At 71.3% G+C, this 15,430-nt stretch carries 11 protein-coding genes; 10 read left to right on the top strand and 1 reads right to left on the bottom strand.

What is annotated here, in order from left to right; genetic code table 11:
- The first annotated feature begins 23 nt into the window (after nt 1-23).
- The 6 genes from Microterr_RS12500 to Microterr_RS12475 all read left to right on the top strand — a co-directional run bounded on the left by Microterr_RS12500 (nt 24) and on the right by Microterr_RS12475 (nt 8,540).
- Nucleotides 24-1,574, top strand: a complete 1,551-nt coding sequence (locus tag Microterr_RS12500) for an ABC transporter substrate-binding protein (protein WP_263797607.1) — start codon at nt 24-26, stop codon at nt 1,572-1,574.
- Between the two features lie 5 nt (nt 1,575-1,579).
- Nucleotides 1,580-2,551, top strand: a complete 972-nt coding sequence (locus Microterr_RS12495; protein WP_263798754.1) for an ABC transporter permease — start codon at nt 1,580-1,582, stop codon at nt 2,549-2,551.
- A 1-nt stretch (nt 2,552) separates the two neighbouring features.
- Nucleotides 2,553-3,440 carry an ABC transporter permease gene (locus tag Microterr_RS12490; protein ID WP_263797608.1) on the top strand — a complete coding sequence of 296 codons (888 nt, stop codon included), beginning with the start codon at nt 2,553-2,555 and terminating at the stop codon, nt 3,438-3,440.
- Nucleotides 3,437-4,990: an ATP-binding cassette domain-containing protein gene (locus Microterr_RS12485; RefSeq protein WP_263797609.1), complete on the top strand. Its 1,554-nt coding sequence runs from the start codon at nt 3,437-3,439 to the stop codon at nt 4,988-4,990. Before Microterr_RS12490 ends, Microterr_RS12485 begins: the two co-directional genes overlap by 4 nt.
- 19 nt (nt 4,991-5,009) lie before the next feature.
- Nucleotides 5,010-5,858: a carbohydrate kinase family protein gene (locus tag Microterr_RS12480; protein ID WP_263797610.1), complete on the top strand. Its 849-nt coding sequence runs from the start codon at nt 5,010-5,012 to the stop codon at nt 5,856-5,858.
- Nucleotides 5,859-5,921: 63 nt separating this feature from the next.
- A complete protein-coding gene (locus Microterr_RS12475) occupies nt 5,922-8,540 on the top strand; it encodes an alpha-L-rhamnosidase (protein WP_263797611.1) in 2,619 nt (872 codons plus the stop codon).
- A 1-nt stretch (nt 8,541) separates the two neighbouring features.
- Here Microterr_RS12475 and Microterr_RS12470 read toward each other — a convergent pair whose 3' ends face one another.
- Nucleotides 8,542-9,780, bottom strand: a complete 1,239-nt coding sequence (locus tag Microterr_RS12470; protein WP_263797612.1) for a glycoside hydrolase family 1 protein — start codon at nt 9,778-9,780, stop codon at nt 8,542-8,544.
- Nucleotides 9,781-10,017: 237 nt separating this feature from the next.
- On the opposite strand from Microterr_RS12470, the gene Microterr_RS12465 reads away from it, so the two are divergent.
- From Microterr_RS12465 to Microterr_RS12450, 4 genes are read left to right on the top strand one after another with little or no spacing between them, the layout of a single operon-like run.
- A complete protein-coding gene (locus Microterr_RS12465; protein WP_263797613.1) occupies nt 10,018-11,580 on the top strand; it encodes an ABC transporter substrate-binding protein in 1,563 nt (520 codons plus the stop codon).
- A gap of 54 nt (nt 11,581-11,634) precedes the next feature.
- Nucleotides 11,635-12,579, top strand: coding sequence for an ABC transporter permease (locus Microterr_RS12460; protein WP_263797614.1), 945 nt, complete (start codon nt 11,635-11,637; stop codon nt 12,577-12,579).
- The gene (locus tag Microterr_RS12455) at nt 12,576-14,561 is read left to right on the top strand and encodes a dipeptide/oligopeptide/nickel ABC transporter permease/ATP-binding protein (protein ID WP_263797615.1); all 1,986 of its coding nucleotides are present in this window, start codon (nt 12,576-12,578) and stop codon (nt 14,559-14,561) included. Before Microterr_RS12460 ends, Microterr_RS12455 begins: the two co-directional genes overlap by 4 nt.
- Nucleotides 14,558-15,427, top strand: coding sequence for an ATP-binding cassette domain-containing protein (locus Microterr_RS12450; RefSeq protein WP_263797616.1), 870 nt, complete (start codon nt 14,558-14,560; stop codon nt 15,425-15,427). Before Microterr_RS12455 ends, Microterr_RS12450 begins: the two co-directional genes overlap by 4 nt.
- Nucleotides 15,428-15,430 lie beyond the last annotated feature (3 nt).

Raw genomic sequence — 15,430 nt, 5'->3', positions numbered from 1 at the left:
ACCCGACCGAGAGGAACCCCATCATGACCAGCACCCGATTCAGTCCGGGAGCGCGCGCCGCCGTCGCGGCGCTCGCCGTCGGCGCCGTCACCGTCGCGCTCGCCGGCTGCGCGACCGGCACCGACACCACGAACACCGCGGCGAACAGCGACGCCGACGCCGTCTACCGCATCCCGATCACCGACCCCGGGTCCGAGATCGACCCGCTGACCGTCGCCGACTACAACGCCCAGCTCATCAGCGGCCTGGTCACCGAGCCGCTCGTGAGCCTCGACGCCGACGGGGCGCTGAACCCGCGCCTGGCGACGGCCTGGGAGGCGTCGGAGGACGGCCTCACCTGGACGGTGACGCTCCGCGAGGGCGCGCTGTTCAACGACGGCTCGCCGGTCACGTCGGCCGACGTGGTCGCGACGTTCGAGGCGATCACCGGCGAGGACAGCCTGTCGGCGGGTCGGAGCGCCTTCGAGGGCATCCTCGACTCGGTCGCCGCGGACGGCGACGGCACGGTGGTCTTCACGCTGGCCCGGGCGTTCTCGGACTTCCCGCTGCTGCTCACCGGCACGAACACGGGCATCCTTCCGGCGGACTACGAACCAGGCACGTGGCTGGACAACCCCGTGGGCGCCGGCCAGTTCCTCCTCGAGGACTACACCGTCGGCGAGGGCGCCACCTACGTGAAGAACCCCGACTACTGGGATGCCGACGACATCCTCGTGGACGGCGTCGAGCTGAAGATCTACGACGACTCGCAGGCGTCGCTGCTCGCCTTCCAGGCCGGCGAGATCGACCGCATCGCGCTCACGTCGGATGTCGCCGCCGCCGTCGACGAGTCGCAGTACCAGGTGATCTCGTCCGGCTACAACAAGTTCGACGGCATCTTCCTGAACGTCGAAGCCGCGCCGTTCGACGATCCGGCCGTCCGGGAGGCGCTCGCGTGGGCGATCGACCGACAGGGGCTCATCGACAACGTGTACGAGGGCAACGCCGACATCGCCAACGACGTCACGTTCTTCCCCGACTACGAGCTGCAGCCGGCGGGGCTGGAGCAGCGCGAGCAGGATCTCGACAAGGTCGCCGAGCTGCTCGACGGCCGCACCGTCTCGTTCACGATCACGACGGACAACCAGCTGTACGGCGAGGTGCTGCAGCAGCAGCTCAACGCCGTCCCCGGCTTCGAGGTCGACCTCGACGTGCTGACGGGCGAGCAGTACTACGCCGACGGCGATGCCACCCCGTGGCTGAACGCGCCGCTCACCATCACGAACTGGGCCAAGCGCGCTCCGTCGCAGTACATCTCGCTGATCTACACGGCGGATGCGGCGTGGAACGCCTCGCACTACGCGAACCCGGAGATCGAGCAGCTCGGCCAGAGCTTCGACGCCACCACCGACGAGGCAGAGCGCCAGGGCCTGGCCGATGACATCGCGGCGATCCAGTGGTCCGACCTGCCGGTGATCATCCCGACCTTCGCGAAGGGCAGCGTGCTGCAGAGCACGCGGATCGAGGGCGAGTTCGCCGGCGACCTCGACTTCGACACCGGGTACTCGTTCGCGGGCGTCTCGATCTCGGAGTGACGGGCATGGGAGGCGGCCGGCAGCACTACCGGATCATCGGCCAGCGGGCCGTGCAGATTCCGCTGGTGCTGCTGGTCGTCTCCGTGCTCGTGTTCTGGCTGGTGCAGGTGGTGCCGGGCGACCCTGGTCGCAACGCACTCGGTCCGTACGCGACGCTCGATCAGGTGCAGGCGTGGAACGCCGAGCGCGGGCTGGACGGGCCGCTGGTGGCCCGCTACCTCGCCTGGCTCGGCGGGTTCGCCACCGGCGACTGGGGCACGAGCCTGGTCTACGGGGATCCGGTGGTCGGGCTCGTGCTCGAGCGGCTGCTCAACTCGTTCGCGCTCGGACTCTTCGCGTTCGCGATCCTCGTGCCGGTGGCGCTCGGCCTCGGGGTGCTCCAGGCGCGCACCGAGGGATCCCGCACCGACAGGGCGCTGACCGTCCTGCTCATGTCGCTCGCCTCGGTGCCCGAGTTCGTTGTCGGGGTGGTGCTGCTCATCGTGTTCGCGCTGCTGCTGCCGGTGCTGCCGATCCAGTCGGGTGCGGGCGTCGGCGAGGGGTTCCTGCCGCAGCTGCGCGCGATGACCCTTCCGGCGATCACCCTCGCCCTCGGCTACGTGTCGGTGGTCGCGCGGATGACGCGGACCGGCGTCGTCGAGACGACCGGCTCGCAGTTCTACCGGACCGCCGTCGTGAAGGGCGTGCGCGGCCCCGCCCTGTTCGGCGGGCACGTCGCCCGCAACGCGCTCATCCCCACCGTGTCGCTGCTCGGCGTGTATCTGGGCGCACTCCTGGGCGGGAGCGCCGTCGTCGAGACGCTGTTCGGCTACCCGGGGCTCGGGGAGCTGCTGGTGACGGCGACGCAGGAGAAGGACATCTTCGTGCTCGAGGCCGGTGTCATGATCACCGGGCTCGTCGCCCTGACGGCGCTGCTGCTCACCGACATCGCCTTCACGCTCATCGACCCGCGCGTGCGCTACGCGAGGAAGGACTGAGATGACCGCGGAAGCCCTCGCGCCCGAACGCGTCGCCGTGGCGCCCGTCTCCCACAGCGCCGTGCGGTACGCCCGCCGTGCGTCGACCTGGGGCGCCCTGCTGCGCCGGCCGACCTTCACGCTGTGCGCGGCGATCGTCGTGTTCTGGGTGGTGGTCGCGATCACCTGGCGGTGGCTCGGCGTCGACCCGTTCGCGGACACCGGCGCGAAGCTCGCCCCGCCGAGCCCCGAGCACTGGTTCGGCACCGACCGGATCGGCCGCGACGTGTTCGCGCGCGTGCTCGCCGGCGCCGAGTCGGCACTGCAGATCGGCCCGGCCGGCACCATCATCGCGACCCTGCTCGGCGCGGCGATGGGCCTGGCGGCCGGCTACCACCGCAGCTGGATCGATCAGGCCTTCATGCGCGTGTTCGACGTGTTCCTCGCGCTGCCCGGCATCATCTTCCTGCTCGTGGTGGTCGGTGCCTTCGGCAGCAGCCCGCTGGTGCTCGCGCTCGCGGTCGGGGTGCTCTTCGCCCCGGGGATCGCGCGCATCATCCGCGCCGAGGTGCTCGTCGAGATGGGCAAGGACTATGTGACCAGCGCTCAGCTGCAGGGCGAGCGCACCGGGCGCGTGCTGCTCAAAGAGCTGCTGCCCAACGTCTGGCCGCAGGTGCTGGTGCAGGCCACGCTGAGCCTCGGCGCTGCGGTGTTCGTCGCCTCCTCGCTGTCGTTCCTCGGCCTCGCCGCCGCTCCGCCCTCGCCGGACTGGGGGCTCGCGGTCAACGAGAACCGCGCGTATCTGCAGGGCGCGTGGTGGACCCTGGTGTTCCCCGCTCTCGCGATCGCCTCGCTGGTCGTGTCGGTCAACCTCATCGGCGACAACCTGAAGGAGGTGCTGCGCCGATGAGCGGAGGCATCGTCACCGCGGGCGACCGCATCGTCAGCGCACGCGGGCTCACCGTCGACTACCTCGTCGACCGCGAGCAGCGCCGAGCCGTGCACGGCCTCGACCTCGACATCCGCGCGGGCGAGGCGTTCGGCCTCGTGGGGGAGTCCGGCTCGGGAAAGAGCACGGTCGCGCTCGCGCTCACCCGCTACCTGCCCGCCGGCAGCCGGGTGCGGGCCGACGAGCTGCTCGTCGACGGCGTGGACGTGCTCCGGCTCGACGCGGCGCGGCTGCGCGCATACCGCCGCGATCGCATCGGCGTCGTCTATCAGGAGCCCGCACGTGCGCTGAACCCCACCGCGACCGTGGGTGCGCAGGTCGCCGAGACGCACCGCCTGCGCGGCATCGACCGCCGCGACGTGCGCGCCCGCACCGTGCGCTCGCTGGAGGAGGTCGCGCTCCCGGACCCCGAGCTGCTGGCCGGCCGCTACCCGCACGAGCTGTCGGGCGGGCAGCAGCAGCGCGTGATGATCGCGATGGCGCTCGCCGCCCGGCCGCAGCTGCTCATCCTCGACGAGCCGACCACCGGCCTCGACAGCGAGGTACAGGCGGGCGTGCTCGCCCTGATCACCCGGCTGCAGTCCGAGATCGGCTTCGCGAGCCTGCTGATCAGCCACGACCTGCCGCTCGTCGCCGCGCACTGCGACCGCGTCGCCGTGCTCGAGAGCGGCCACCTCGTCGAGACCACGACCTCGGCGGAGCTCACCGCGGTGCCCGCTCATCCGTACACGCGCGAGCTGGTCGCCGCGATTCCCCCGATCGACGGTCCGGCCCGTCCTGAGCCCGCTCGCGTCGGGTCGCCGATCCTCACCGCATCCGGCATCTCGAAGCGCTACGGCGCGCACCTCGCCCTCGACGGGGTCGACTTGCAGCTGCACCCGGGGGAGACGCTCGGGGTGGTCGGGGAGTCCGGCAGCGGCAAGACCACTCTCGGTCGGGTCCTCGCCGGACTCGTCTCCCACGACGGGACGGTGGCGGTGGACGCGGCATCCGCCCCTCCGCCGGTGCAGGTCGTGTTCCAGAGCCCCGACGCGTCGCTGAACCCCCGGCGCTCCGTGCGGCAGACCCTGCGCCGCTCGATCCAGCTCCTCGGCGGCGACACCACGCCGGAGGAGCTCGTCGTGCGCACCGGCCTGCCGCTGGACGTGCTCGACAAGCTGCCCGGTCGCCTCTCGGGCGGGCAGAAGCAGCGCGTCGCGATCGCGCGGGCCTTCGCCGGCCGCTCCCCGGTGATCGTGTGCGACGAGCCGACCTCGGCTCTCGACGTCAGCGTGCAGGCGACGATCCTCGATCTGCTCATCGAGCTGCAGGAGCGCACCGGCGTCGCATACGTGTTCATCTCGCACGATCTCGCCGTGGTGCGCCGCATCTCGCACCGGGTCGCCGTGATGCAGCAGGGCCGCATCGTCGAGACCGCCCCGGCCGCGTCGATCTTCCGCGACGGACAGCACCCGTACACCCGCCGGCTCATCGCGGCAGCGCACCGCCTGGCGCCGGCCGTCGCGGAGTGATCAGGGGCAGACTGGGGCGGTGACCCAGCCGAGCGTCGTCGTCTGCGGGCCTGCGGCGTGGAACCACCTGATCCAGCTCGACCGCCTGCCCGAGCCCGTCCCGCACATGCAGTTCGCCGAGCGATCGGTGCGCACGGTCGGCGGCACGTCGGCGGGCAAGGCGGTGCACCTGTCCGCGCTCGGCGTCGACACCGAGCTGCACGCGCTCCTCGGGGAGGACGACGAGGGCGCCAGGGTGGCCCAGGCGCTGGCGGCTGCCGGCGTGCGCCTGCGGCAGCATCCCTCCGTGCGGACCGAGCAGCACGTCAACCTCATGACCGCGCACGGCGAGCGGGTGTCGCTCTACGTGGCGACGCCGTCCACCCCTGCCGACGAGACGATCGCCCTCGTTGAGTCCGCGCTCGCCTCCGCCGGCATCGCCGTGGTCGACCTGAGCGAGCTCGGCGCGCTGCTGCTCGCACGTCGCTCCTGGTCGGCCCCCGCGTGGATCGACCTGCACGATTACGACGGGTCGTCCGCGTTCCACGAGCCGTTCGTCGCGGCGGCGGACGTCGTGTTCATGAACGACGACGCCGTCGACGATCCATGGATGCTGATGGCCCGCTGCCTCGAGCGCGGCCCGCGCCTGGCGGTGTGCACCCTGGGCGCCCGCGGCGCGATCGCCCTGCGCGCGGACGGTCGACGCGCCGAGGTGCCCGCCGTGCCCGCCGAGGTCGTCGACACCAACGGCGCGGGCGACGCGTTCATGGCCGGGTTCCTCGCCGCCTCCCTCCGCGGCGCCGATCTCGACGCGTGCCTCGAGGCCGGCGCTGCGCAGGCGGTCGTCGCGCTCTCGAGCGCGCACCTGCACCCGCGCCTCGTGCGCTGACCTCTGCGTGTGACGGGAAAACCTTTGAAGTAAGGTATTCAGACCACTGCAAAGGAGCACAGCGTGAGCGCACCGGAATGCCGCGACCTGCGGGTCGAGTACGCACGCGCACCGCTGGCGGTCGCGACCGATGCTCCCCGGTTCACCTGGACCGTCGCACACACCCAGGTCGCCGCACGCATCGTCGTGTCGGATGCGGCGGGGAACGCCGTGTGGGACACCGGCCGGCTCGCCGGCGCGGGCACGAGCCTCATCCCCTATGCGGGTGAGCCGCTGGCCTCGAACGCCGACTACGGCTGGACCGTCGAGAGCTGGTCGGCCGACGGCGGGCGCGCCACCGCGGCGTCGATCTTCGGGACCGCCCTGCTGCGTGCCTCCGACTGGACCGCTGCACGCTGGGTCGAGCCGACGCAGCAGCCCACGGCGCTCGAGCGCTGGAGCCTGCTCGACTGGATCAGGGGAGCGGCCGGAGACACGCCGCCGGAGGACCGGCTGCGCCCCGTGCAGCTGCTGCGGCAGACGGTGCGGCTCGATGCGGCGCCGCTGCGGGCCCGGCTGTTCGCGACCGCGGAGGGGGTCTACACCGCGAGTGTCAACGGGGCCGAGGTCGGCGATGAGGTGCTCGCGCCCGGATTCGACAGCTACGCGCACCGGATCAGCGTCCAGTGCTACGACGTCACCGATCAGCTGGTGGCGGGTGAGAACGTCGTGGGCATCGCGCTCGCGGACGGCTGGTGGGCCGGCCGGATCGGGATCACCGGCTCGAGCGCGCAGTTCGGCGACCGCACCGCCGCGCTCTGGCAGCTGCACCTCGACCTCGCCGACGGCACCAGCCGGGTCATCGGCTCGGGCGACGCCGCCCGCTCCGCCCCGGGACCGTGGCGGTATGCCGACCTGTTCGTCGGCGAGTGCTTCGACGCCCGTGCGGTACCGCGCGGATGGGATGCGGTGGGCTTCGACGACGCCGGCTGGACGCCCGTCGCCGTGCGGGACGGCATCCCGGACAGGCTCGTGCCGTTCGCGGGCGAGCCGATGCGGCGCGTGGCCGAGCTCCCCGCCGTGACCTCTCGAGAGACCGCGGGAGGCACCGTCGTCGACTTCGGGCAGGTGATCGCCGGCCGCGTCCGGCTGCGGCTGACCGGCGCTGCGGCAGGCGACCGGGTCACCATCGAGCACACCGAGACGCTCGACGCGCAGGGGGAGTGGTTCGACAACATCCGCGGCATCAACAAGGAGCAGACCGACGTCTACGTCGCCGCGGGCGGCGACGAGGTCTACGAGCCGGCGTTCACCTTCCACGGGTTCCGCTACGCGCGCGTCTCCGGCGCGGCCGGGTTCGAGGCCACCGCGATCGTCATCGCGAGCGACCTCGAGCAGACCGGCACCTTCACGACGTCGGATGCGCGCCTGAACCGCCTGCACGAGAACGTGGTGTGGAGCCAGCGGGGCAACTTCGTGTCCATCCCGACCGACTGCCCGCAGCGCGAGAAGGTGGGCTGGACGGGCGACGCCCAGGTCTTCGCCCCCGCCGCGACGAACAACGCGCAGGTCGTGCCGTTCCTCTCGCGCTGGCTCGCGAACCTCCGTGCCGATCAGCTGCCGGACGGCGCCGTGCCGATCACCTCGCCGCGCTCCCCGTTCGACGTCGAGGCCGCCGCGAGCGCCACGGGGCTCGGCGGCATCGAGTGGGCGGCGGGGTGGAGCGACGCGATCGTCTTCGTGCCGTGGACGCTCTACGAGCGCACGGGCGACGTCCGCGTGCTCGAGGAGAACGTCGACGCGATCCTGCGCTGGGTCGACTTCCAGGCAGGCGCCACCGGTGATCAGTTCGGCGACTGGCTCACCCCCAGCACGCTCGAGGGGCTGCCGCCGCACGAGGGGATGGCCGTCGCGCCGCGGCTGACCGGTGAGCTCGTCGTCCCGATGTTCCGGGCGCAGTCGCTCACCCTCGCCGCCCGGATCACCGCCGTGCTCGGCCGCGACGACGAGGCCGCCGATCTCGCCCGTCGGGCGGCGGCAGCGCGAGCCGCGTTCGCCGACGAGCACCTCGATGAGGCCGGCGACCTGCCCGTGCAGCTGCAGGGTGTGTATGTGCTCGCCCTCGCGTTCGACATGGTGCCCGACGCCGTCCGCGCGCGCACCGCGGCCCGCCTGGTCGAGCTCGTGCGTGCACGCGGCGACCGGCTCGACACCGGCTTCCTGTCGGTCCCCTACCTGCTCGACGTGCTGTGGGAGTCGGGCCACCGCGACCTGGCGCGCACCCTGCTCTGGCAGAGCGAGATGCCCTCGTGGCTGTACGAAGTGGACGCGGGTGCGACCACGATCTGGGAGTCATGGGATGCCGTAGCCTCCGACGGCACGCCGCGCCCCGTCTCGCTGAACCACTACGCCTTCGGCTGCGTGGACGACTGGCTGTACCGCCGGGTCGCCGGCATCCAGGCCGCGGCCCCCGGCTACCGCGCGGCCCGCATCGAACCGGACTTCGACGCAGGGCTCACCCACGTGAGCGCCTCCGTCGCCACGCCCGCCGGACGCCTCGCGGTGGAGTGGACGCGCGAGGGCGACACTGCCACCATCTCCTGCACGGTGCCGCACGGCGTCACCGCGACGCTCGAGGCGGCGGGGCGCAGCATCCCGCTCCCCGCCGGGCAGTCGACCGTCGCGGTGGCGCTCGCGGACTGAGTCAGCCGCGGTGCGCGACGACGAGTCGCGCGTACTCGGCCGCGCTCGGCTTGGGGGTGCGGGCGAACGTGACGGGGTCGACCTCGTGCAGGCCGAGCTTCGGGCCGTAGCCGAAGATCCACTCGAAGTTGTCCATCAGCGTCCAGTGGCAGTACCCGAGCACGGGGACGCCGTCGGCGATCGCCTGCGCGAGCCCCTCCAGCGACGGCTGGATGAACGCCGTTCTGACGGTGTCGTCGTGCGTGCTGACGCCGTGCTCGCTGACGAGGATCGGCACGCCGCTGACGTCATAGGCGTACTGCACCGCGCCGCGCAGCGAGTCAGGATCGACGGGCGTCCCCATGCCGTTGAGGATCGCCCCCGGCTCGGGCGGGAGAAGGCCCTCCGGTCCGTAGTGCAGGCGCTCGTAGTTCTGCACGCCGACGAAGTCGTCGTCACGGGCGAGCTCGAGCCAGTAGTCGTAGACCTCGGCGCGCTTGCGGTCGCGCAGCTCTTCGCCGCCCGGCGCGGCGACGTCGTCGCACATCGCCAGCGAGAGCCCGACCGGCAGGTCGGGACGATGGGCCTTGATGGCGGCCGTGGCGGCGCGGTGCGCGGCGGTCATGCCCGCGCGCATGCCGGCGAAGTCCTCGCGCAGCATCACGTTGCCCGCGCGATAGCGCTCGACGCCGGCAGCCTTCTCCGCCGCGGCGAGGGTGGCCCTTTCCAGGTCGGCCACGAACGGGGGGAGGTCCGCCCACGTCAGCATCTCGGGCAGATCGGGCTCGTTGAAGGTGACGGCGAGGCGGATGCGGTCGCCGAAGCGATCCATCACGACTCCGACGAAGCGGGCGAACAGCGCGGGCGCGTCCGCGTCGAGCCACGCTCCGCGCGCGGCGAACCAGTGCGGCGACGTGAAGTGGCTGAAGGTCACGATCGGAGCGAGACCCCGCGCGATGCAGCCGTCGACGACGGCCTCGTAGTGCGCGAGCGCCTCCTCGGAGAACTCGCCCTCGACGGGCTCGATGCGGGCCCACTCGACGGAGAAGCGGTACGCGTTCAGGCCCATGCCGGCGACGAGGTCGAGATCGGTCTCCCACAGCTCCCAGCCGTTGGCGGCCTTGCCTGAACGCTCTTGGAAGACGGTCGGGGTCACGTTCTCGAGGAACCACGTGTCGCTCGTGACGTTGTCGCCCTCGTTCTGATGACCGGCGGTGGCGACGCCCCAGAGGAAGTCGACGGGGAAGGAGGTAGCAGGCATGGTCGTCCTTTCTGAACTCTGTGCCATGGTGACACACTTGTTCATTGAATGAAAGCGTGTTTCACTGAGAACAAGTCAGTGCGAGCGCATGTTAGGCACTCGCTAACGCATCGCCCAGCGGATCCGAATGGCCAAATCGGTCGACCGGGGTCACTCTGGACCGAAGGATCGCTTCCCGAGTGTGCGGTCCGCTCGACACCGAAGTCCGCAGCAGCACATCGATCACAGGAGATCAGGATGTCTCGAATCACGACAGCACGCGGCGCCGCCGTCCTTGCGACGGTCGCAGCCTCAGCCTTGGCGCTCAGCGCCTGCACCGGTTCAGGGGGAGGCGGAGAGAGCGGGGGAGCCGTCGACACGTCGAAGCTCATCATCGCCCTCGACTCCGACCAGGCCGCCCTCGGGTACGACCCCGCCCGGTACGGGAACGGCCAGCGGATGTTCTTCGAGGGCATCTACGACTCCCTGTTCGTCCTCGATGAGGAGGGCAAGGTCGTCCCGCAGCTCGTCACGTCCTTCGAGTACAACGCCGACCAGACCGAGCTCACGCTGGACCTCGACACCACCGCGACCTTCGACGACGGCTCGACGCTCACCGCCGACCTCGTCAAGCAGAACCTCGACGCCCGGGGGAACCCGGATCTCTCCGCCTACAGCGGCTTCGCGAAGGGCGGCCAGAACGAGATCTCCGAGGTGACCGTCGTCGATGACGACACCGTCACCCTCAGCTTCTCGGCAGGGAAGCCCGGATTCGAGGCGAACCTCGTGCTGCCCGCGGGTGCGATCGTCGGGCCGACCGGCGCCGCCGACCGATCGAGCCTGGACGCGACGCCGGACGGGTCGGGCCCGCTCAAGGTCGACGACGCGACGGTGAAGGGCAACTCCTACCTCCTCGTCAAGGACGAGGACAACGCCGCAGCGGCGGACTACCCGTTCGACTCCTACGAGTTCCGTCCCATCCTCGACCCGCAGGCGCGCGTCAACGCCGCCATCTCGGGTGAGGTCGACCTGGCCTACGTCACCTCCGACACGAAGGCTCAGGTCGAGTCGGCGGATGTCGGCCTGGTGGTCAACGGCGGCACGATCCAGAACCTCATCGCGTTCGACAAGGCGGGCGCGACTGCCCCGCAGTGGGGTGATCCGCGCGTCTTCCAGGCCCTCTCCATGGCGATCGACCGTGACGCCTACGTCGGCGCCGTTCACCCGGGCGAGGTCCCGACCGCCAACGCCCTTCCGGCGGACAACCCGGGATACGTCCCCGAGCTCGACGACGAGTACGCCTACGACCCGGACGCCGCCAAGGCGCTGCTGGCCGACGCCGGCTACCCCGACGGGTTCAGCTTCGACTTCACCATCACACCCGCGAGCCAGCGCGACCTCGAGGCGATCCAGCCGTACTGGGAGGCCATCGGCGTGACCGTGAACCTCAAGAACGCGGCGTCGACGGAGGAAGCATTCGCGGTGGTGCAGACCGAGCCGCTGGGCGGACCGATCCCGCTGACGTGGACCAACCCGCTCGGCAACGTGTACGGCGTGCTCTTCGGCTTCGCGAACTTCCACGAGGCTCAGAACGACCAGATCCAGGCTGCCGCCGGCGCCCTCGGCGCCGCCGGTGAGGACGCTGCGGCGCAGGAGACGGCGCTCAAGGATCTCAACCGTGCGATCGTCGACTCCGGGTGGCTCATCCCGCTGTACGAGCAGCTCGCACCCTGGGCGTACAACACGGCGAAGGTCGCCGAGCCCACGTTCCCGGGCGCCGAGGTCTTCCCGATCCTCGCGTCCCTCCAGCCCGCGTCTTGACCTGATGCCGGTGCCGACGGCGTCCCGTCGTCGGCACCGGCACCGCTGGGAGTGATGATGCTCATCTTCGTGCTGAAGCGGATCGCATGGGCGATCCTGACGCTGCTGGTCGCGTCGGGCATCGCGTTCGTGCTCGTCCACCTCTCCGGCTCCACGCCGGGCGGTGTGGCGCTCGGCCAGTCGGCGACGCCGGCGGAGGTCGCCGCCTACAACGAGTCCGTCGGCTGGTTCGATCCATGGATCGTGCAGTACGCGACGTGGGTCGGCCATGTCCTGCAGGGCGACCTCGGCGTCTCTCTGATCGACGGGCGCGAGATCGGCCCCGACATCGCCAAGCGGCTGCCGGTCACCGCCGCCCTCGCGGCGGGCGGCACCCTGCTGAGCGCGCTGCTCGGCGTGGTGCTGGGCGTCATCGCCGCGGTGCGCGGCGGCGCCGTCGACCGCTTCATCACGGTCCTCACCGGCATCATGCTCTCGCTGCCGGCGTTCTGGCTGGGTATCGTGCTCGTCTACGTCTTCGCCGTGCAGCTCAGGCTGCTGCCGGCCACCGGGTTCGTGCCCTTCGACGTCTCGCCCGAGAAGTGGTTCAAGTCGCTGGTGCTGCCCGTCCTCACCATCGCCATCACCTCCGCGGGCTTCATCGCGCGGCAGACGCGCGCGTCGATGGCCGAGGCGCTCGCGCAGGAGCACATGCGGACGCTGCGGGCCGTCGGAACGCCGAGCTGGCGCATCATCTACGTGCATGCCCTGCGCGGCGCGAGCCTCCCGATCCTCGCCACGGTCGCCGTGCAGTTCATCGTCCTGTTCGGCGGCTCGGTCATGATCGAGCTCCTCTTCGCGCTCCCCGGCATCGGCCAGGCCATGCAGTCGGCGGTCGGCTCGGCCGACCTGCCGTTCGTCCAGGCGCTCGTCCTGGTCGCCACCCTCGTCGTCGTGATCGTGAATGTGGCGCTCGAGACCCTCAACCGCACCCTCGACCCGAAACTGCGCACCTCATGACCGTCTCGACCACCGCGATCCTCACGATCCGCCGCGCCGACCGGATCCGCGCCAACCGCCTCTTCCGCTCGCCCACCGCCGTCCTCGCCCTCATCTGGCTCGTCGGACTCGTCGTGGCGTCCCTCACCGCGCCCCTCTGGCTGCGGTACGGACCACTGGAGCAGGACCTCACCGCCGTCCTCCAGGGGCCGTCCGCCGCGCACCTCCTCGGCACCGACGAGCTCGGCCGCGACCTGCTCTCCCGCATCGTGACCGCGGGCGCGTCGACGCTCGCGCTCGCGTGCATCCCGCCGATCGTGGCCGTCCTGATCACGGTGCCCGTCACGCTGTGGGCGGTGCGCAGCGCCCGCGCGGAGGGCGCCATGAACCGCGTCAGCGAGATCGTCCTGTCGCTGCCCGGAACGGTGATCATCCTCGCGTTCATCGCCGCGGTGGGCACGAACATGCCGCTCGTGATGACGCTCCTCGGCGTGCTGCTCTTCGGCGCGCTGTACCGGATCTTCTTCGGCCAGGCGAAGGCGCTGCAGAAGCAGCTCTTCGTCGAGGCCGCCGCCATCGACGGCGTGCGCCCCACCGCCGCCAGCTTCCGGCACGTCCTGCCGAACATGTCGACCACCGTGATCGTCCAGTTCGTGCTGTTCTTCGGCGTCGGCATCATGATGCAGGCCGGTCTGGCGTTCATCGGCCTCGGTCCGCAGCCGCCGGAGCCGACGTGGGGCGGAATGATCCAGGCGGCCGCGCGCTTCATCTTCCAGCAGCCCTGGATGATGGTGCCCACCGGCGCGGTCCTGGCGCTCACGATCATCGCCGCGAACGCCCTCGCCGACGTCCTCTCGGGCGGCGCGGCGACGCCCCCGCCGCTCGTGGCCCTCCGGCAGCGCGCGAAGAAGACGGCGAAGAAGCCGGCGCAGGAGCCCGCACAGTCGGTCCAGGTCTCGGCGCCGGTCGCCCTGGCGGCGGCGGACGGCGAGCTCATCATCGACGATCTCGTCCTCGGCGTCGACGGCGGCCCTGCGCTCGTCACGGGGGTGTCGCTGCGCGTCGGACCCGGCCGGGTCATGGGGCTGGTCGGAGAGTCGGGGTGCGGCAAGAGCGTGACCTCGTACGCGATCCTCGGTCTCCTCTCGCCGGGGCTCTCGGTGCGATCCGGGCGCATCCAATGGGGAGGGGTCGACCTCGCCCAGGCCGACGAGAAGACCCTCGCGAAGGTCCGCGGGCACGAGATCGCGTTCATCTCCCAGGAGCCCAGCCGGGCGCTCGACCCGATGTTCGCGGTCGGATGGCAGCTGTCCGCCGCGATCCGGCGCCTGCGCCGGGTCGGCGCGGCCGAGGCGAAGCGCATCGCGGCCGGCCTGCTGGAGGACGTGGGCATCGTCGACGTGCCGCGGGTGCTGCGCAGCCACCCGCATCAGATCTCCGGCGGGATGGCGCAGCGCGTCGCCATCGCGCTGGCGCTCGCCGGATCACCGCGGCTTCTGGTCGCCGACGAGCCCACCACCGCGCTGGATGTGACCATCCAGGCCGAGATCCTCGCCCTCCTGCGGGGACTCGTCGCATCGCGCGGGATGTCGGTCATCCTCGTCACGCACGATCTGGGCGTCGTGGCCGACCTCTGCGACGACGTGTCGGTGATGTACGCGGGCCAGATCGTGGAGACCGGGACGGTGCGCGATGTGCTCGTGCGCCCCGAGCATCCGTACACGATGGCCCTCCTGGCCGCCGACCCGCACACGATCCTCGACTTCGAAGGCACCACGAGGCTGGCGTCGATCGCCGGCCAGGTCCCGCTGCCCGGCTCGTGGACGGCGGGATGCCGGTTCGCCCAGCGGTGCAGGTTCGCCCGTGACGAGTGCATGACCGCTGTTCCGCTCCTGCCCCGCGCCGTCGGCGACGGCGGCGTCCGGTGCATCCGGCGGGACGAGGTCCGAGGCAGGCAGGACGAGTGGCGGCAGCCCGTCGCCATCGGAGGAGGAGACCTGTGAGCACGCTGCAGCCGGCATCGGAGCGGGCGGTCGGCATCGACGCGCCCCTCCTCGAAGTGCGCAACCTCGTCGTCCGCTACGGCAAGAAGGGCCCGGCCGCGGTCGACGACGTGTCGTTCACGATCGCGCGCGGCGAGACTCTCGGACTCGTCGGAGAATCCGGGTCGGGCAAGACGACGATCGGGAGGGCGATCCTCGGGCTGCAGACGGTCACGAGCGGGCAGATCCTGTTCGAGGGCCGCGACATCACGAAGGCGCGCGCTGCAGAGCGCCGCTCGCTTCAGGGTGACCTCCGCGCCGTCTTCCAGGACCCGTTCTCCTCACTCAACCCGCGCCGCCCGATCGGCGACGCCCTGACCGAGCCGCTGCGCGTGGCGGGCGTGCCCCGCACCGAGCGCGAGCAGCGCGCGAGGGAGGTGCTGGATGCCGTCGGCCTGGCTCCGGGGTCCGAGACCAGGTTCCCGCGCCAGTTCTCCGGCGGTCAGCGTCAGCGCATCTCGATCGCCCGCGCACTCGTCACCGACCCGCGCCTCGTCGTGTGCGACGAGGCGGTGAGCGCCCTCGATCTGTCCACGCAGGCGCAGGTGCTGAATCTGCTCGCCGACCTGCGTGCGGGCACGGATCTCGGCTACCTCTTCATCGCGCACGACATGGCCGTCGTCGAGTTCCTCGCCCAGCGCGTCGTGGTGCTCAACCGGGGCCGGATCGTGGAGCAGGGGCGCACGGGTGAGGTCATGCGCAATCCTCAGCACCACTACACGCGCGTGCTCATGGCCGCATCCCCTGTGCCGGATCCCGATGAGCAGGCGCGACGCCGGGAGGCATGGCGCGCGCTCAAGGCGTCCGCCGCCGCCCCGGCCGCGTAGACC

The organism is Microbacterium terricola (assembly GCF_027943945.1).
Classification (GTDB): domain Bacteria; phylum Actinomycetota; class Actinomycetes; order Actinomycetales; family Microbacteriaceae; genus Microbacterium; species Microbacterium terricola.
Note: the sequence above shows the minus strand (reverse complement) of the source record. Positions and strands in the feature narration are given on the sequence as shown.